At 67.9% G+C, this 16,153-nt stretch carries 18 protein-coding genes; 10 read left to right on the top strand and 8 right to left on the bottom strand.

All coding sequences use genetic code 11. The annotated features are described in order from the left end of the window. Positions 1 to 63: 63 nt before the first annotated feature. The gene (locus FMQ63_RS03430; protein ID WP_026113944.1) at positions 64 to 1,380 is read right to left on the bottom strand and encodes a ferritin-like domain-containing protein; all 1,317 of its coding nucleotides are present in this window, start codon (positions 1,378 to 1,380) and stop codon (positions 64 to 66) included. 388 nt (positions 1,381 to 1,768) lie between these two features. Between FMQ63_RS03430 and FMQ63_RS03425 the strand changes: the two genes are divergently transcribed. Beyond that, positions 1,769 to 2,851: a LuxR C-terminal-related transcriptional regulator gene (locus FMQ63_RS03425; RefSeq protein ID WP_225909884.1), complete on the top strand. Its 1,083-nt coding sequence runs from the start codon at positions 1,769 to 1,771 to the stop codon at positions 2,849 to 2,851. Between the two features lie 9 nt (positions 2,852 to 2,860). Here the strand turns inward: FMQ63_RS03425 and FMQ63_RS03420 are convergent, their stop codons facing one another. The 3 genes from FMQ63_RS03420 to FMQ63_RS03410 form a co-directional block, all read right to left on the bottom strand. Beyond that, on the bottom strand, positions 2,861 to 3,121 hold the full coding sequence (locus FMQ63_RS03420) for a DUF3892 domain-containing protein (protein ID WP_026113945.1): 261 nt from the start codon (positions 3,119 to 3,121) through the stop codon (positions 2,861 to 2,863). Positions 3,122 to 3,213: 92 nt separating this feature from the next. After that, complete coding sequence (locus FMQ63_RS03415) at positions 3,214 to 3,897, bottom strand: iron-containing redox enzyme family protein (protein WP_020477582.1); 684 nt, start codon at positions 3,895 to 3,897, stop codon at positions 3,214 to 3,216. A gap of 81 nt (positions 3,898 to 3,978) precedes the next feature. Then, positions 3,979 to 4,788 carry a GNAT family N-acyltransferase gene (locus FMQ63_RS03410; RefSeq protein ID WP_020477581.1) on the bottom strand — a complete coding sequence of 270 codons (810 nt, stop codon included), beginning with the start codon at positions 4,786 to 4,788 and terminating at the stop codon, positions 3,979 to 3,981. A gap of 218 nt (positions 4,789 to 5,006) precedes the next feature. Here FMQ63_RS03410 and folD point away from each other — a divergent pair, with 218 nt between their 5' ends. The 3 genes from folD to FMQ63_RS03395 all read left to right on the top strand — a co-directional run bounded on the left by folD (position 5,007) and on the right by FMQ63_RS03395 (position 8,392). Continuing rightward, positions 5,007 to 5,885, top strand: a complete 879-nt coding sequence (gene folD, locus FMQ63_RS03405) for a bifunctional methylenetetrahydrofolate dehydrogenase/methenyltetrahydrofolate cyclohydrolase FolD (RefSeq protein WP_011552302.1) — start codon at positions 5,007 to 5,009, stop codon at positions 5,883 to 5,885. Positions 5,886 to 6,226: 341 nt separating this feature from the next. Beyond that, a complete protein-coding gene (locus FMQ63_RS03400; protein ID WP_225909883.1) occupies positions 6,227 to 7,459 on the top strand; it encodes an SGNH/GDSL hydrolase family protein in 1,233 nt (410 codons plus the stop codon). A 126-nt stretch (positions 7,460 to 7,585) separates the two neighbouring features. Next, positions 7,586 to 8,392, top strand: coding sequence for a glyoxalase (locus tag FMQ63_RS03395; RefSeq protein WP_020477580.1), 807 nt, complete (start codon positions 7,586 to 7,588; stop codon positions 8,390 to 8,392). A gap of 36 nt (positions 8,393 to 8,428) precedes the next feature. Here the strand turns inward: FMQ63_RS03395 and FMQ63_RS03390 are convergent, their stop codons facing one another. After that, on the bottom strand, positions 8,429 to 8,689 hold the full coding sequence (locus tag FMQ63_RS03390) for a hypothetical protein (protein WP_020477579.1): 261 nt from the start codon (positions 8,687 to 8,689) through the stop codon (positions 8,429 to 8,431). 198 nt (positions 8,690 to 8,887) lie between these two features. Between FMQ63_RS03390 and FMQ63_RS03385 the strand changes: the two genes are divergently transcribed. Further along, positions 8,888 to 10,630, top strand: a complete 1,743-nt coding sequence (locus FMQ63_RS03385) for an amidohydrolase family protein (protein WP_011552299.1) — start codon at positions 8,888 to 8,890, stop codon at positions 10,628 to 10,630. A 186-nt stretch (positions 10,631 to 10,816) separates the two neighbouring features. Here FMQ63_RS03385 and FMQ63_RS03380 read toward each other — a convergent pair whose 3' ends face one another. After that, the gene (locus FMQ63_RS03380) at positions 10,817 to 11,518 is read right to left on the bottom strand and encodes an endonuclease/exonuclease/phosphatase family protein (protein WP_216608924.1); all 702 of its coding nucleotides are present in this window, start codon (positions 11,516 to 11,518) and stop codon (positions 10,817 to 10,819) included. 274 nt (positions 11,519 to 11,792) lie between these two features. On the opposite strand from FMQ63_RS03380, the gene FMQ63_RS03375 reads away from it, so the two are divergent. Together FMQ63_RS03375 and FMQ63_RS37265 are read left to right on the top strand one after the other, a co-directional pair. Continuing rightward, positions 11,793 to 12,557, top strand: coding sequence for a M57 family metalloprotease (locus tag FMQ63_RS03375; protein WP_011552297.1), 765 nt, complete (start codon positions 11,793 to 11,795; stop codon positions 12,555 to 12,557). 11 nt (positions 12,558 to 12,568) lie between these two features. Further along, positions 12,569 to 12,727 (top strand): hypothetical protein, encoded by a 159-nt coding sequence (locus FMQ63_RS37265; RefSeq protein ID WP_011552296.1) that lies wholly within the window; start codon positions 12,569 to 12,571, stop codon positions 12,725 to 12,727. Here FMQ63_RS37265 and FMQ63_RS03370 read toward each other — a convergent pair. Further along, complete coding sequence (locus FMQ63_RS03370) at positions 12,719 to 13,273, bottom strand: AAA family ATPase (protein WP_011552295.1); 555 nt, start codon at positions 13,271 to 13,273, stop codon at positions 12,719 to 12,721. The genes FMQ63_RS37265 and FMQ63_RS03370 overlap by 9 nt on opposite strands. A gap of 240 nt (positions 13,274 to 13,513) precedes the next feature. On the opposite strand from FMQ63_RS03370, the gene FMQ63_RS03365 reads away from it, so the two are divergent. Both FMQ63_RS03365 and FMQ63_RS03360 read left to right on the top strand, forming a co-directional pair. After that, entirely contained in the window at positions 13,514 to 14,101 is a 588-nt protein-coding gene (locus FMQ63_RS03365) for a 2OG-Fe(II) oxygenase (RefSeq protein WP_216608923.1), read from the top strand. Next, positions 14,098 to 14,307, top strand: coding sequence for a hypothetical protein (locus FMQ63_RS03360; RefSeq protein ID WP_020477577.1), 210 nt, complete (start codon positions 14,098 to 14,100; stop codon positions 14,305 to 14,307). Before FMQ63_RS03365 ends, FMQ63_RS03360 begins: the two co-directional genes overlap by 4 nt. Here the strand turns inward: FMQ63_RS03360 and FMQ63_RS03355 are convergent. After that, positions 14,277 to 15,212, bottom strand: coding sequence for a DMT family transporter (locus FMQ63_RS03355; protein ID WP_011552293.1), 936 nt, complete (start codon positions 15,210 to 15,212; stop codon positions 14,277 to 14,279). The two genes, FMQ63_RS03360 and FMQ63_RS03355, sit on opposite strands and share 31 nt — an antisense overlap. Before the next feature lie 118 nt (positions 15,213 to 15,330). Between FMQ63_RS03355 and FMQ63_RS03350 the strand changes: the two genes are divergently transcribed. Continuing rightward, positions 15,331 to 16,068, top strand: coding sequence for a helix-turn-helix transcriptional regulator (locus FMQ63_RS03350; RefSeq protein WP_228556355.1), 738 nt, complete (start codon positions 15,331 to 15,333; stop codon positions 16,066 to 16,068). The last annotated feature ends 85 nt before the right edge of the window (positions 16,069 to 16,153 follow it).

Raw genomic sequence — 16,153 nt, 5'->3', positions numbered from 1 at the left:
CCGCTGGGTGCACAGCGGGCGCGGCGAGTGGGGCACGTCACCTGCCCCACCGTTCCACGAACCTCAGGCCCACAGCTCCTGAGCGAGCGTGTCCACCATCGCCACGGCGACCTCGGGCGGGGGCAGCCCGGCCTCGGACACGAGCACGGGATTCACCGGCACGCAGGCCTCCTCGCGCAGGGCCGCCGCGGCCCGCTGCTTCGCCAGCCGGAGCACCTCGCGCTCCCCCTCCGACAGCCGCGCCTGCGCCCAGGCATCAATCTTCCACGAGAGCTCCGCGTGCCGCGTCTCGTCCTCCGCGATGCGGGCCATGGAGGCGCGCACCTCGGCGTCCTGGGCATGGAGCGACTGGTGCCGCGCCACCAGCGCGCCGAATGTCTCCCGCACACAGCCCTCCACCGCGTTGTCCAGCGCCACCGCGAACAGGGAACGGGGCGCCGCCGCGTCCACCCTGGGAGCCTGGGGCGTCGCGCCGTGCCGCCCCGCCAGGCGGGCGCTGACCTCCGTGTGCATGACCTCCTCCAGGGCACTCATCAGCGCCGCGTCCTGCAGCGCGAGGTCCGCGCCATGCGCGGCCAGCTCCTCCCGGAGCAACAGGAAGGCCTGGATGGACGCGGCCTCCAGATGGGCAATGGCGGCGAAGTGCTGTCCCAGCACATCGTCACACGCCACCGCGCCTTGTGAGCGCAGTCCTCCGGGCCTGCGCCCCACGGAACAGTTATCCGCACCCCGCTCCAACACATTGCGCTCCTCCTCCACCACCTCGCCCGTTGACGACACGCGCAGAGCATACTGCGTCAACTCCGTCCCCTTGCCACACGCCATGCCCTTGGTGCCGACGACGCCGAACGCACCGTCGCCCAACTCCTTCACCGCCCCATACTTGAGCCCGCCACAGCGCACTGCGTAGCCCGCGGCAAAGGCCGTCAGCGCGGCCTCCTGCGCCGTATCAATCGGCCCTAGGAACGACTTCAGGGCCTCCAGCGAGGAGATGGCAGACACCACGTCGCCCCGGGTCGTCGCGAGGAAATAGTCGGTGCAGATGAAGCCGCAGGCGTCGCGGAACCCACGGGCAGGCGCCAACGCCTCGAGCTCAGACAGACATGTCTGGGGCTGGGTCGCCGTCGCGCAAGGTGTTCCTACGGAGGAGACGGGGCTCGTTGCCGCGGGCTCGCCCGCCGCATGGAAGCTCCGCAGTTGCACGAAGTCCGGCGCGGCCGCAGGTGACAAGCCTGTCATGGCCAGCGCGCCATTGTCGCAAGCGGGTGGCGAATACCCCGTCAGGTCCACCTCACCATCACATCCGGCCAGCGTCAGGGGAGACAGGAGCGAGGCGCGAAGGGCCCGGGAGAAGAGCAGACGCAAGCGATTCGAATCCATGGGTGCAAGGCCTCCTGCGGTTGGGAGCCCGCACTTCAGCAATGAAGATGCCAACGCCTGCACGCCAGGGGGCGCCTGACAGGTGTCACGAAATGACGACGTTTCCTGCCTGCCCTGCTCAGAAACCTGAGGGGTGGTTCCTCGTCTGACGCCCTGCCTGTCATTCCGGCCCGACTTGCCTGGGTCATCCCGTCCCGGGCGGACCGCGTCTTGTCAAGCCATCGACAGCCCCTTGCATGACCACCGAAAGGCGAGGGAGCCTCCTGTCAAGCTCGGGGCCTACCACTGGGGGGTGAGGGACAGCCTTTCAGTCGGAGCCTATTGAATGGCCTGACACAGAAACGGACCCGCAGGGTTGCCTGACCAGGCAGGAAGGAAGCTCGCGTCGATGAACGTCTCCTCCCATGAGTTCCTACTCCAGAACAAAGTCATCGCGGCACTCAACAGCACCTTGTCCCTCCCCCAAGCGCTCGAATCCGCCCGGGAGCCCCTGCTGGAGCTGACGCCCGCCGACTACGTGGGCCTGTGCCTCATCAACCTGGGCCCCATCGTCGAGTTCCAATGGCTGGTCCCCGGCTACCGGCTGGCCCTCCTGGATGAGTATTCCAAGTGGGTCGATTCCGACTTCGTGCGGGCCCCCATCTTCGCCCAGCCGAATGTGGTCCTCCGGGACTCGGAGATGATTACCCGCAAGGAATTGGAGCGCAGCGCGCTCTACCAGCGCAGCAAGGAGTTGGACCTGAGCCTGGAGCACGTCATGGCGGTGCTCCTGCCCGTCCATCCTCAACTCCTGGGAGCCTTCACGCTCTACCGGGACCGCCGGCTGGCTTTCTCGGAGAAGGACGCCGCCTTCCTGACGAGCCTCACGCCCCACCTGCTGAACGCGGTGCGCAACTGCCGCGACATGCAGACGGCCTCGACGGGCTCCCGGCTCCTGGAGGAGCTCTACAGCCGGCCGGACGCCGCCTACGTCGTGGTGGCGCCGCCCTCGCACGAGGTGCTGCGCTCACGCCGGGCCGCCACGCTGCTGGAGCGGTGGTTCAAGCCCTCGGACCTGCATTCCTCGGGGATTCCGCTCGTCCTCATGGAGCGGCTGGGGGCCCTAACGCGGATGACGCCGGACGCGCAGCTCCAAAACAATCTCTGGGTCTCCCTCCACGGCGATTCGTACCGCGTGGTGCGGTTCGTCGAGCTCCCCGAAACCGAAGGCCCGCGTCAGTGGGCCCTGATTCTGAACGAGATTCCCTTGTCGATTCCGCTCCCCGAAACCATGCGCATGCAGCTCACGGCCCGGCAGGTCGACATCGCCCGGGGCATGCTCCACAACTGGTCCAACGAGCAGATTGCCAGCGAGCTGGGCCTCTCCGAGGACACCGTGAAGACGCACGTGCGCGACATCTTCCGCCGCCTGCAAGTCGATAACCGGACGGACTTCCTCTACCAGGCGGCGCACCTCAACAAGCCCGTCTGAGGCGACGCTTCAGAAGCGCGGCAGCTCCAGCAGGTTGTCCGTGAGGATGCCATTGGCCTTCGTCCGCAGGTACGGAGGCCGGGCGTCGATGACCTCGACCTTCACGTCCCGGGGCCACGTCTGTACCCGGGCATCTCCCCCCGCCTTGAGCCACTGGACCAGCTCCAAGCGGCTGCCCTCCCCCACCTCGTTGCCCTCCTTCCAGCGAAGGCGGGCAATGTGTTCGTGAAGCGCGCCTCCCTCGAGACGGATCTGGGTGATGTAGCGCATGAAGACGCCTCCCACTTCGCGGACGACGATTCGCAGGGGAGGATCGCCTTCAGGCGCGGGACTGTCTCTACCACCGGGGAGGTATGCGGCCTTCAGCGCTCGCGGAAGATGCCCGGGTAGATGCACCGCGTGGCGCGGGCGGAGAAAATCACCGCCGCCTGGTCCTCGGGGTCCGTCAGCGTCCGCAGCACCGCTTCCATCTCCGCCACATGGTCCCCGTCGAGCGCGCCGTGGCTGCGCAGGAAGGTGACGGACTTCCGGATGTTCGGAATCGCGTCGGCCGCAATCAGACGTTCCACGACCCCCGTCGCTCGCGTCTGGGACAGGTACTCCAGCACATACGCGGTCCCCAGCACCGCCGTCGGCACGCCGGACCGGGAGGTGAAGAAGTTCCAGCCGGTGTAGGCGTCCACCGCGGGAGTCCGCGCCGCGGTCTCCACGCGCACCTCCGGACACCCCAGGTTCTTCAGGTCCGACAGCAGCCACTTCTCGTGGCCGCGTTCCTCTCCGGCCTTCTGCACCAGCAGCTCCGCCAGGTGCGGGTGCCGGCCCTGGCGCTCGAGCCGGTGGCCCGCCTCCGCCAGCATCGGCGTGCTCCAGCGCGCATAGTGGTAGGTCTGAATCAGGTAGTGGATATAGCCCTCGGTGTCGATGGTGCCGTCGAAGAGACGACGGGCGTCGGGCTGCACGTCCAGCGCGGCCACCAGCCCGCGGGCCTCCTGCTCCAGCACTGCCACCCAGTCCACCTGCGTCGGGTTCTGCACTTGCGTGTTCACGGACGTCTCCTGTTTCCGGGCCGTTTCCGGTCCCCGGCTGCTGCGCGTTGAAGGTGAAGGGAAGGGAGAAGCGCCAGCGGCCTAGGCGGCGCGGCGAAGGGGGTGCTGCGCCAGCGCGTTGAAGCGCGCCAGGGTGCTGGCGGGAACCTCATCCAGCGCGGCGATGAGCGGCAGGGTGAAGCGACGGAAGCTGGCGTCGTAGAGAGGCTCGGAGATGAAGCGCGCCCCCATCTTCCGGGCGAAGAGCGTGGGCGCCCTCGGCACGCGCAAGCCGTCCAGCAGGCCCTGCTCCGCGCGCAGCCGCTCCATGGGCGTGTAGTAGGGATTGCTGGGGATGACGGGTGCATCCACCGGCTCCGGCACGTCCACGCGCCAGCGCTGGCTCATCCAGCCCCGGTAGGCGGCCACCTGACAGGACAGCATCGCGTCCTCGCGCGAATCCGTGTCCAGGTTCGCGGACGCAAGCCAGTGCGTCACGCCGCGCCGCCGGCTCTCCTCGTAGATGCCCGCGTGCAGCCGGGTGACGGCCTCGGAGTGGCGCCAGCCGTCGAGCACGCAGAAGCGCGACGTCTCCGCGACGACCATGCCCGGGCGGACCACCTCGGACAGGTCCAGCTTCTGCTCCAGCTCCAGCCCCAGCCGTCCGCCGATGGCATCCGCCACCTCCGGGTTGGGCAGCAGCAGCCGCAACGTAGCCACCGGGGCCGCGTCCGCATAGACGACCAGATGCACGGTGGTGTCCAGCGTGTCGAAACAGCTCACCTCGCGACGCGACGGCGGCATCCACCCCGTCATCAACCCCAGCTCTCCGCCGAAGACGGTCCAGCGGACGCGGACCGCGTCATCGAGCTCGCGCTGGGTGGTGGCAACACGACAATGCATGGACGTCATGGGTTTCTCCGGGAAGCGAAGCGGGTCCGGCGTCGCGCCGTCCTCGCCCTTTCATTCGCCGCCCAAGCCCCGAGTGCGCGCGGGCCCTGCTCTTTTTGCTCACCGCGAATCCAGGGCCCGCGGGGTACGACGGGGAGCGTGTCCCAGGACACCGTCTGGGGTGGACATCAAGAAGAAGCGCTGCGCCAACCTGGAGAATCTGGCGTAAGAAGCCGCGCATGGCGCGGACCCTCGATGGAACCGAAATCAGCCGGGTGATGCGGGCGGAGATGGCCCAGGACGTCGCGGCGCTCCAGGCCGCCGGCGTGACCCCCGGGCTCTCCGTGGTGCTGGTGGGCAACAATCCGGCGAGCCAGGCGTACGTCGCGAGCAAGACACGAGCGTGCGAGTCCCTGGGGATGCGCGGCCAGACGCTGACGTTGCCCGAGGACGTGTCGAAGGAGGCGCTGTTCGCCGTCATCGACCGGCTGAACGCCGACCCGTCCGTGCACGGCATCCTGGTGCAACTGCCGCTGCCGGCCCACCTGCCCTACAAGGCCGTCCTGGAGCACATCCACCCGGCGAAGGACGTGGATGGCTTTCACCCGGTGAACGCCGGGCTCGCCTTCGTCGGAGACCCCCGGGCCTTCGTGCCCTGCACCCCCGCCGGCATCATGGAGATGCTCCGGCGCGAGGACATCCCCACCCGGGGCAAACACGTGGTCATCGTGGGCCGCAGCCTCATCGTCAGCAAGCCGCTGGCGTCGCTGCTGATGGCGCCGGGCCCCGACGCCACCGTCACCATCACCCACCGCCACACGCCGGACCTCGCGTCATTCACGCGGCAGGCGGACATCCTCATCGTCGCGGTGGGCAAGCAGAACCTCATCACCGCGGACATGGTGAAGCCGGGCGTCGTCGTCATCGACGTGGGGCAGAACCGCGTGTCCGACGCGAGCTCACCGCGCGGCTACCGCATGGTGGGGGACGTGGATTTCGATGCCATCCAGCCCATTGCCAGCGCCATCACCCCGGTGCCCGGCGGCGTGGGGCCGATGACCATCACCATGCTGCTGGCGAACACGCTCCAGGCCGCGCGGCAGACCCAGGCCCGGTGAGCCCGTCAGCGGCCCGGGCCTGGACGTACGCCGCCAGGCCCAGAGGCGGACTCGCACGGCCACGAAACAATCGCTCGACGCCCGCGGGGACGTTCACCACCAACGGCGCGGCGGGCATTCCGGGCGCCATGCCGTCCTCCCTGAACATGAGCATCCCCGGCGGGACGTGGAGCCATCCCTCCTTCCCGCTCCACCGGCTGACCGGCCCGTAGCGCGCCACGTGGCACCGTGCCGAGCCTCGTGCCGGCATGGTGCCCGATGCCCGCGCTGACGTCCCCTGGACGCCGGGTGCCCTGCGTCCCCAGCGCATGCGTGTCCGTCTTGCGATATCCACTGAGCGCATGAGGAACGCCCTTCATGCGGTGCGTGGCATCGGCGCGGCCCTGGCGCGGGGACTGCTGGTCGCCAGCGTGGGAGCCGGACTGCTGGTGAGTGGGTGCAAGTCAGCCTCGCACACCCCGCCGCTCGCGCCAGACGCGGGTGCACTGGCGTGGGTGCGCATTCCCGCCTCCGACGCACGCGTGCAGTACCTCGGCCGGACGTACCGTTCGGACACCGGCGTCGTCTTCTCCCACCCCGGAGTGACCATCCGTGCCCGCTTCTGGGGAGACGCCGTTCGGATGGAGCTCCACGACGCGGGCCAGGGTGGCGAGGTGGGGACCACCTACTTCGATGTCGTGATTGACGGGGCGCCCGCGCGACAGCTCGCGGTGAGCCGCCATCAGTCCAGCTACCTGCTCGCCACCGGCCTGGAGGTGGGGCTGCACACGGTGGAACTCATCAAGCGCACCGAGTCCCTGGTCGGCCACAGCGAACTCGTGGCGCTGGAGGTTCATGGCGAGCTCCGGGAGCCGCCCGCCCGCTCGGGACTCCGGATGGAGTTCGTTGGGGACTCCGTCACCTGTGGCTACGGAAGCGACGTCGCCCTCATCCCGGGCTCGCCCTCCTGGACCGCGCCCACCTTCACGTCGAAGAACCAGAATCCCCGGCGCACCTATGCCTGGCTCACGGCGGGGAACCTGGGCGCGGAGGCGGTGCTCATCTGCTATTCGGGCCACGGGGTGTACCGCAACCTGGACATGTCCACGTCCGGCCTGGTGCCCGCGCTCTACGAGCTCGCGGTCCCCGGCCACGGCGTCGCCTGGGACTTCTCTGGCCCGTCGCCCGATGTGATTGTCGTCAACGCGGGGACCAACGACACGTTCGCCGGCAGCGGCACCGACGCCTACCTTCCGGACGAAGCGGCCTTCAAATCCGCCTACCGCGCGTTCCTCACGCGGCTGCGGACGCTCCACCCGCGCGCCCATCTCGTCTGCACGTTGGGGAGCATGTCGGACGGCCGCAAGCAGCTCGAGCAGAACGGCACGACGACTTCGGCCCATGTCGGTGACTGGCTCACCGAGCTTGTAGCAGAGCGACAGCAACAGGGAGACGCCCGCGTCTACCGGCACGTGATGGCCGTGCAGAATCCCAACGTGGACGGCGTTGGCGAGGACTGGCACCCGTCGGCGGCCACACACCAGAAGATGGCGGAGGCGCTGACCTGGTTCATCCGGGATGTCGTGCGGCCCTGAGCGGCTTCGTGCGCCACGAGCCGCCGCGCATGTGCGTCTCATAGCGCCGCCATACGCAGGAACAGGCACCTGGGCGCATGACGCGAAGAGGTGCCCCCGGCAACGTCGCTCGTTTATCATCGGGCCATGCCCACCCATGAGACGAAGGCCACCGCCATCAGCGGGAAGGAAACGACTGTTCCGTTGCTTCCCTGCGTCTCGGCTGACGAAACACTGGCGTTCTACCAGGCGCTCGGCTTCACCGTGACGTACCAGATGACCAAGCCGTACCTGTACCTGGCGTTGCGCTGGAGTGACATCGAGCTGCACTTCGGCAAGGGCGCCAAGAGCCTGGACCCGAGCGAAGAGAACTCGGGTGGCTGCCTGGTCATGGTGGATTCGGTGGAGCCCTACCACCGGGCCTTCACGGATGCGCTGCGCGCGAAGTACGGCAAGGTGCTGGCCACGGGCAGGCCTCGCATCACCCGGTTCAGGCCCGGCCAGAGCCGCTTCTCACTGATTGACCCCACCGGCAACAACATCATCTTCATCCAGCGCGATGAGCCGGAGGACCTGGAGTACGGCGGCTCCGCGAAGCTCACGGGCCTGGCGAAGGCCATCGACAACGCGCGCATCCTGCGTGAGTTCAAGAATGACGACAAAGCCGCCGCGCGGGCGCTCGACATCGGACTCGCCAGGTATGAGGCGGAGGCGCCCGTGGTGGACCGGGTTCGTGCCCTGGCCGCCCGGATGGAGCTGGCGATTGCCCTGGGGGATGCCACGACGGGACGTGCCTTGAAGCAGCAACTGCAGGCCGTGCCCCTTCCCGAGGAGGCACGGAGCCAGTTGTCCGACGAGCTGAAGGCCGCGGAGCGCCTGGAGGACTGGCTCGCCCGAACCAGGCCCGACCCGGCGCCGTCCCAACGCACGGGTTCCCCGCGGCGGCGGCGCTAGCGACGGAAGCCGCGCACAAGTCCCTCGCGCGGATCCTCAATCAGCGTCGACGCCGGCGTCGGGATTCCCCGAGCCGCCCCGGCCTTCCTTGAACCCCTGCGCCGCCTCCCGGGCCGCGCCATGGGTTTCCTTCGCGGCCTCCCGAGCGCCTTCCTGAACCTCCTTCGTCGCCTTCCCTACTTCACGGCCCACCTGCCGCGAGTTCTCCCGCGCGGACTGCTCATTGCACCCGGTGAACGCCGCGAGCGACGCCCCCAGGCCCACCAGCGTGAGCCACTTCCACCCCTTGCCTTGCATTGCACGCCTCCTTGGCTCTTGGTGCGTTCGCACCTTCCGCAGGCCAAGGTAGTCACGCCCTTGCGGTGCGGCTGCCCGGGGGCCGAGCGCTCCCCTGGTGCGCCCAGGCAATGACATCCACGCTGGCATGTGCGGGAGAGAACTGTCGGCGCGTCTTCTGGCTGGAAGCTGACACTCGACGGTGCCTAGGCTCTGTGCATGGACCTCATCGTCGAGAACGGCCTCGTATTCGATGGTCTGGGCAATCCCCCGCGCAAGCTCCATGTGGGCATCCGGGGAAACACTGTCACCACGCTTTCGGAAGCACCGATTCCGCGCGCCCCACATACGCGTGTCATCGACGCCACCGGCCACTGGGTGACACCAGGCTTCATCGACTGCCACACGCACTACGACGCGGAGGTGGAGCTGGCGCCCTCGCTGTCGGAGTCCGTACGACACGGCGTCACCACGGTGCTGATGGGAAGCTGCTCGCTCAGCCTCGCGCTGGGCACGCCCGAGGACCTGGCGGACATGTTCTGCCGCGTGGAGGCCATTCCCTACGAGACTGTCCGGTCGCTGCTGGAGGAGCGCAAGACGTGGAACACGCTCGGTGACTACCTGACGCACCTGGAGCAATTGCCGCTGGGCCCCCATGTCGCGTCCTTCCTGGGGCACTCCGCGCTGCGAGCCCACACCATGGGCCTGCACCGCAGCCTGGAGCCCGGCCTGCGCCCACGGGAGGACGAGCTGCGCGCCATGGAGTCCCTGGTGCGCGAAGGGCTCGAGCTCGGCTACGTGGGCCTGTCCATCATGACGCTCAAATGGGACAAGATGGGCGGCTCGCGCGACATCCGCAGCCGCCCCCTGCCGTCCACCTATGCCCGCTGGAGCGAATACCGCCGCCTGACGCGGCTGCTCCGCGAACGAGGCCGTGTATTCCAGGGCGTGCCCAACATCAGCACCAAGGTGAACGTGGTGCTGTTCTTCCTGGAGAGCGTCGGGTTGTTCCGCCCGAGCCTCAAGACGACCGTCATCTCGATGATGGACACGCGCGCCAACCGGGGCATCCACCGCCTCATCGGCGTGCTGTCCCAGGTGGCCAACCGGCTGCTGGGGGCGGACTTCCGGTGGCAGGCCCTGCCCGAAATCTTCGACCTCTGGGCGGACGGCATCGACCTGGTCGTCTTCGAGGAGTTCGGCGCGGGTGCGGCTGCCCTTCACCTCCAGGACGCAGCCTCACGCGCGGGGCTGCTGCGAACGCCGGAGTACCGCAGCCGCTTCCGCCGCGAGTGGACGAACCGCTTCCTGCCGCGGGCCTTCCACCGGGACTTCAACGAGTCGCGCATCCTCCAGTGCCCCGACGCCAGCGTGGTGGGCAAGTCCTTCGCCCAGGTGGCGAAGGAGCAGGGGCGTGACGCGGTGGACGTCTTCCTGGATCTCATCTCCACCCACGGAGACGCCCTGCGCTGGTACACGGTGATGGCCAACGACCGGCGCGAGGAGCTGGAGCGCATCTGCCGGCATCCGGACATCCTCATGGGCTTCTCGGACGCCGGGGCGCACCTGCGCAACATGGCGCACTACAACTTCCCCCTGCGGCTGCTGCGGCTGGTGCGCGAGGCGGAGAAGCGCGGCGAGCCCTTCATGAGCGTGGAGCGCGCCGTCCACCGGCTGACCGGGGAACTGGCCGGGTGGTTCGGCCTGGATGCGGGCGTGCTCGCGGAGGGCCGCCGCGCGGACCTGGTGGTCATCCAGCCCGACGGCCTGGACGCGAAGCTCGACAAGGTGGCCGAGGCGCCCATGGAGAACTTCGGGGGATTCGTCCGCCTGGTCAACCGCAACGACGCCGCGGTGAAGGCGGTGCTCATCTCCGGGCGCGAAGCGGTGAATGAAGCCGGCGTGTCTCCCGCCTTGGGCCGCGAGCGCGGCTTCGGCGGCGTGCTGCGCGTCCAGGCTTGAGGCTCGGGGCACGCCGGACCTGGAATCAAGGCGTGGTGGCCCGCTACTGCGCCAGGACTGCTGGGCGCCAATCTCTCCCAGGCTGCCCACGGCCCTGGTGGGCTCGGCGCTCTTCGCGCCATGCCCTCACCTTCCGTCTCCTCTGGCGATGAAACATCGGCGAAGCGGGCCCCGGTCCACGGAACGTCACAGTGGAAAGTCCAGCGTCGCCCGGACCGCATCGTGGTCCGAGCCTCCCGCACGCAGCACCTTCGCACCGCTCAGGCGAAGTTCGCGGCCAAGGACATGGTCGATTTCGACGACGCTCGGGAGGACGGAGGCAGTGCCAGGCCATGTGGCACCGCAGGCGGCGTCCGGTCCGTCACACGCGTGCTGGAAACCCGCGGAGGCGAAGGCCTTCATGGCCTTGCCTGAGCGGCCTTCATTCATGTCCCCCAGCACCAGGACCGGTCCTCGCCACCGCGCATAGCGCCGCACCAGCGCCTCCGCCTGACGATGCCGAAGCACCGCGTTCTTCTCCATGGAAGTGAGCAGGTCATCTGCCCGCTGATGCCTGGCACCTGGCGCCATCAGGTGCACACAGGCCACCTTCACCCAATGCTCACCGAGCCGGATGTCCGCCTCCAGCGCGGGCATCCTGTGTGGCGTCTGGGGGAAGTGCTCCGTTCGCAACAGCCGATACCGGCTGGCGATACCCACACCCCAGGTTCCCTTTCGCGGCACCAGCCGCACGTGGGGGAACTGCTTCCCCAGTCGCTTCCGAAAGGCCCTGGCGAATCTCGGCGTCAGCTCACGCAGGCACAGGATATCGGGCGCCTCCTTCTCGATGACATCGAGCGACTTCTGCACGTCCTCCTCGGGAGCGGAGTAGAGGACGTTGTAGGTCATCACCGTGACTGGCTTGGGCGATGAAGGCGCGGCACTTGCCTGGAGGGAAAGGACCCACGTAAGCACGAGGCTGGAGAGACACATCTCCACACTCCCAGCAAGTCCCGTGCCTGTGGCAGGGAAGCCGCACCGGCCCGTCATGGTCAGCCGCCTGCATGATGGGCGACGGGAGTCGCCAAAGGAGTGGCCAGGCACGGTGCCGCCTCGACTTCCGCCATGCTTTGCTCGAGCGAGCAGAGCAGAAACCCGATTCACGACAGGAGCCCATCGAACCATGTTCAAGAGAGCGGCAGTCCTGATGTTGAACTGTGGCGCCTTGCTGTCCGGCTGCGGGCCCGACTCACATACCGGGAACGCTGAACTCCTCTCCAATCTGACCGAGGCAGGGTTTCGCCCCGACGACATCACCGTCGTCGATGACGCCGTCTACGTCGGGGGCGACGCGCATGTGACGCTCGCGGCCTCCCGGGAGATGCTCCAGCGCGGAGAGGGAAGCAAAGAGCACTACATGACGACCAACATCGTCGGCTCCAGCGTGACGAGGATTTGCGTCAATCCCACGACGGAGTTCCGGAGCTATGTCCGGCTCATCCAAGGTCTCGATATGGCACTCGCCAACTACAATGCCTTGGGACTCAGGATTACCTTTGTTCGAGGCCCGGCCACCGGCTGTACCGCGAACATCACCGCGAAAACCATGGCGGGGAGTGGTCACGTCGCGGGCTTTCCCTCAGGAGGACTTCCCTATGGGGCGATTTCGATTGGCACCGGCCTGAACAGCTACGGCGTAGACCTGAATGAGCATGTCATCACCCATGCGCTGGGCCACACGCTGGGCCTCCGCCACACGGACCATTTCAACCCGAGCATCAGCTGTGGCAGTGGCGCGATGGAGCCGACGGGCACGGGCGCATTGCACATCCCCGGAACGCCAACGGGGGCAACGCCGGGCGGGTCCATCATGAATACCTGCTACCCGTCTGGCACCGACGGTGAGTTCACCCCTTCCGACATCGTCGCGTTGAACTTCATGTACTGAGATGCTGCGGGATGATGCGCCTGCACATGAGGCGCATCATCCGCCGCCGCCGCGACATGTCCGCCGAGGCGATTCGTCGGGACGCGGAAGCCATCACAGCGGACCTGGAACGATTGAAGGCCTGCTGGAGGGCCAACGAACGCGCGGAACGCACCGATGCCCTACGGTGACTCCAGCCGGAAGCGCCCGTCCGCCAACCCACGGCGCACGGCGCCCACGGTCTCCGCGGCGTCCTGATTGCTGGTGTCGAGCACATGCCCCTCGGGGAGGGCCACCTCGCGGAATCCGCGCCAGATGTTACGCACCACGTCGGCGTCGGTGAGTGCGTCCGCGTGGACACGCCTCGTGGCACGCGCCACCGTCTCCGCTTCGCCCGGAAGCAGGACGATGAGGCGCAAGTCAAGCCGATGCGTCCGGGCGGCGACAAGCCAGGGTTCGAAGAACCAAGGGCCAATGACGCCATCGACCATGACCTCATACCCGTCCACGGCATAACTCGCCGCGCTCGCCGCCAGGGCCGTCATCACCGTGGTGTTCTGAGCGTGGGACTCCGGCAGCCAGGGCGCCAGCGCACCCTTGCGGATGTAGGAATAGAAGTCGTCGGCATGCAGGTGGACCGCACGCGCCAGGGGAGACTGCTCCGCGAGTCCACGTGCCACGGTGGACTTGCCAGCACCTGACGGGCCCGACACGAGGACGATTCGGTTCGCCTTCATGGACCTCAGCGTAGCGTCTCGAATTCACCGACGAAACCGCATCCACCGTCCTGTGATGGACCGCCGGCATGCATGAACCTCCCTGACCAGCGCCTGCCTTTCGGCGAAAACCCAGTCACCCAGGAGTCACCCCGTGGATGGATGCCAGGTGCCGTCGCCTGGTTGCTCGCGGGTCAACCGGGATAGAGTCCGCCCCACGGCCCGGCCGTGGCCGCCCCCACATTCCGCCTCGCGAAGACCATGACGCCCGTCCTGCCCAACCCGGATGATGTGCTCGGTACGCACAACCCGCTCGTCATCGTCCTGCGTGACCTGCTCAGCGCGGAGGAGTGCGCCGCGCTCATCGAACGGATTGAAGCAGAGGGGCCCACGGCGGCCCCCATCACCACTTCCGCGGGCTTCGTGATGCGCCCGGACATCCGGAACAACTCCCGGGTGATGTTCGACGACGTCCCCTTGGCGCAGACGTTGTTCGAGCGTGTCGCTCCGCATGTGCCGCACCGGCTCGAACACGAGTGGACCCTCTGTGGTGCCAATGAGCGCCTGCGCTGCTACCGATATGACGTGGGTGAATACTTCGCCCCGCATTTCGACGGCGCCTTCGTGAGGACGCGCGACGAGCGGAGCCTCCTCACCTTCATGGTCTACCTCAATGAATGTCCGGGCGGAGGCGCAACGAACTTCCTGTCGCTTGGGCACTCCGTGACGCCGCGCACGGGCAGCGCGCTGCTCTTCAATCACCGCTTGCTTCACGAGGGCGCCACCGTCACCCAGGGCCGCAAGTACGCGCTGCGCACCGACCTCATGTATCGGCGCCCGGCCTCATGACCTTGAGTGGTGCCTGGTACAACGCGCAGCAGCCAGGCTGGGGCATCACCTTCAATACCCAGGGGAAGACCCAGGTTGCGCACCTGACCCTCTACGCGGGTTGTCGGCCAACGTGGATTCAGGGCGTCGTGGACAGCACATCGACCTCGCTCTCCCTCCCCCCGGCGCGGAAGGCTCAGGTCGTCCCCGTCTTCAGCGTGGGCTGATGCCGAAGCAGGCTCGAACCACTAACGATGAGAATGCCGGTGAGCACCAACACGGCCCCCACGGCGAAGAAGCCATCCGCCTGCTCATTCAGCACCAGGATGCCCGCGCTGACGCCAAACAGCGGCGTCATGAAGGAGAAGACCGACAGGTTGGAGGCAAGATAGCGGCGCAGGAGCCAGAACCAGGTGAGGTAGCTGGCGAAGCAGACGATGACGCCCTGAAACAACAGACTTGCCCAGGCAATGGGCGCCATTGAAATCGGGCCGGCCTGACCGGTGAGCAGGGCCACCGGCAGCAGGAGCGCGACGCCGCCCACCAACTGGTAGAGGAGCGTCTGGGTGGGGGGCGCATCGGACAGCGCCGACACGCGAATGGCCACGGTGGTGGCCCCCCAGGCCAGTCCTGCCAGCAGCCCCAGCGCGTCGCCCCAGAGCACGCCCGGGCTGATGTCGCCTTGGAGCCAGCCACCGCCAAAGGCCAGCGCGATGCCTACGAAAGCCACGGCGATGCCCAACCACTGCGTGCGCCGCAGCCGCTCGGCAGGCACGAGCCAGTGCAGGCCCAGGGCGGCGAAGATGGGCGCGGTGTAGAGGAAGACGCCCATATGTGACGCGTGGGTGTGGCGCAGCCCCTCGCCGACGAAGAGGAACTCCAGGGCGAAGAGCGCGCCCACCACGAGCCCTGGACGCCAGGGGCCACGGCGCAAGAGCCCTCGCTCGCCGCGCACCCAGCACAACAGCCCCACGAGCAGCGCGCCCACACCCGAGCGCACCGCCATCTGCATCATGGAGGGGATGTGGGGAGCGGCCAGCTTGACGGCCACCTGCTGCATGCCCCAGATGGCGCACAACGCGAGCATGCTCGCGAGCGCGAAGCCGTCCGCGGGTTTCCGATGAGAACTCATGCGAACATCCTGCGCATGGCGGGGCTGATTGATATAGCGAGATTCCGACAACCCATCCCGAGAAGGCGCCATGGCGAAGCAGCTCCAGGTTCCTTTCACCACAAACCTTCCACACCCCGTGTATTTCCGGACGGCGAGCCTGCCTGCCGCGGCGACGTACCCCCGGCATCGGCACCCCTGGGGGGAGTTCGTCTACGCGTTCAGCGGGGTGATGGAACTCAAGCTGGCCGGCAGCCACTACCTGGCGCCCCCGCAGTACGGCATCTGGCTTCCACCCGACGTGGAGCACCGGGGCATGAACCGCTTCGAGGCGAGCCACTGCTCGCTCTACCTCGCGCAGGCGTGGTGCCGGGGCATGCCCAAGACGACGTGCGCGCTGGCGGTGAGCCCTCTGGTGAAGTCATTGCTGGAGCACCTCCGCGCGCATGAGCTGGCGCAGCCTCGCACGAGCGCCGAGCGCCGACTGTTCCGGGTGCTCATCGACCAGCTGACGCTGGCCCCCACCCATGGGAGCTACCTGCCCATGTCCGATGACTCGCTCCTGGAGCCGGTCCTCACGGCGCTCGAGCAGCACCCGGAGGATGAGCGCTCCCTGGCCGAGTGGGCGCGGGTGCTGCACACCACGGAGCGGACGCTGGAGCGGCGCTGTCAGCAGCACCTGGGGCTGTCGTTCAGCGAGTGGCGCCAGCGGCTGCGCGTGGTGAAGGCGCTCGCGAGGCTGGAGCAGGGCCACTCCGTGGAGGCCATCGCGCTCGACCTGGGCTACAGCAGCGCCTCCGCCTTCATCGCGATGTTCCGGCGGATGACAGGCACCACACCGGACAAGGTCCGGGGCCACGGCTTCGTGGCCTCGTGAGGGTCGACTCCTGGAGCCGCCCGAAAGAAAACGAGGGCCGCGCCCCCCTTGGAATGGGCGCGGCCCTCACGTGCGGCATCGAAGG

The organism is Myxococcus sp. CA005 (assembly GCF_006518205.1).
GTDB classification, from domain to species: Bacteria; Myxococcota; Myxococcia; order Myxococcales; family Myxococcaceae; genus Myxococcus; species Myxococcus xanthus.
Note: the sequence above shows the minus strand (reverse complement) of the source record. Positions and strands in the feature narration are given on the sequence as shown.

Bases quoted from the DNA above. Each gene is read 5' to 3' on its own strand.
- FMQ63_RS03430 (WP_026113944.1), bottom strand. From the start codon at position 1,380: ATGGATTCGAATCGCTTGCGTCTGCTCTTCTCCCGGGCCCTTCGCGCC.
- FMQ63_RS03425 (WP_225909884.1), top strand. From the start codon at position 1,769: ATGAACGTCTCCTCCCATGAGTTCCTACTCCAGAACAAAGTCATCGCG.
- FMQ63_RS03420 (WP_026113945.1), bottom strand. From the start codon at position 3,121: ATGCGCTACATCACCCAGATCCGTCTCGAGGGAGGCGCGCTTCACGAA.
- FMQ63_RS03410 (WP_020477581.1), bottom strand. From the start codon at position 4,788: ATGACGTCCATGCATTGTCGTGTTGCCACCACCCAGCGCGAGCTCGAT.
- folD (WP_011552302.1), top strand. From the start codon at position 5,007: ATGGCGCGGACCCTCGATGGAACCGAAATCAGCCGGGTGATGCGGGCG.
- FMQ63_RS03400 (WP_225909883.1), top strand. From the start codon at position 6,227: ATGAGGAACGCCCTTCATGCGGTGCGTGGCATCGGCGCGGCCCTGGCG.
- FMQ63_RS03395 (WP_020477580.1), top strand. From the start codon at position 7,586: ATGCCCACCCATGAGACGAAGGCCACCGCCATCAGCGGGAAGGAAACG.
- FMQ63_RS03390 (WP_020477579.1), bottom strand. From the start codon at position 8,689: ATGCAAGGCAAGGGGTGGAAGTGGCTCACGCTGGTGGGCCTGGGGGCG.
- FMQ63_RS03385 (WP_011552299.1), top strand. From the start codon at position 8,888: ATGGACCTCATCGTCGAGAACGGCCTCGTATTCGATGGTCTGGGCAAT.
- FMQ63_RS03380 (WP_216608924.1), bottom strand. From the start codon at position 11,518: ATGACCTACAACGTCCTCTACTCCGCTCCCGAGGAGGACGTGCAGAAG.
- FMQ63_RS03375 (WP_011552297.1), top strand. From the start codon at position 11,793: ATGTTCAAGAGAGCGGCAGTCCTGATGTTGAACTGTGGCGCCTTGCTG.
- FMQ63_RS37265 (WP_011552296.1), top strand. From the start codon at position 12,569: ATGATGCGCCTGCACATGAGGCGCATCATCCGCCGCCGCCGCGACATG.
- FMQ63_RS03370 (WP_011552295.1), bottom strand. From the start codon at position 13,273: ATGAAGGCGAACCGAATCGTCCTCGTGTCGGGCCCGTCAGGTGCTGGC.
- FMQ63_RS03365 (WP_216608923.1), top strand. From the start codon at position 13,514: ATGACGCCCGTCCTGCCCAACCCGGATGATGTGCTCGGTACGCACAAC.
- FMQ63_RS03360 (WP_020477577.1), top strand. From the start codon at position 14,098: ATGACCTTGAGTGGTGCCTGGTACAACGCGCAGCAGCCAGGCTGGGGC.
- FMQ63_RS03355 (WP_011552293.1), bottom strand. From the start codon at position 15,212: ATGAGTTCTCATCGGAAACCCGCGGACGGCTTCGCGCTCGCGAGCATG.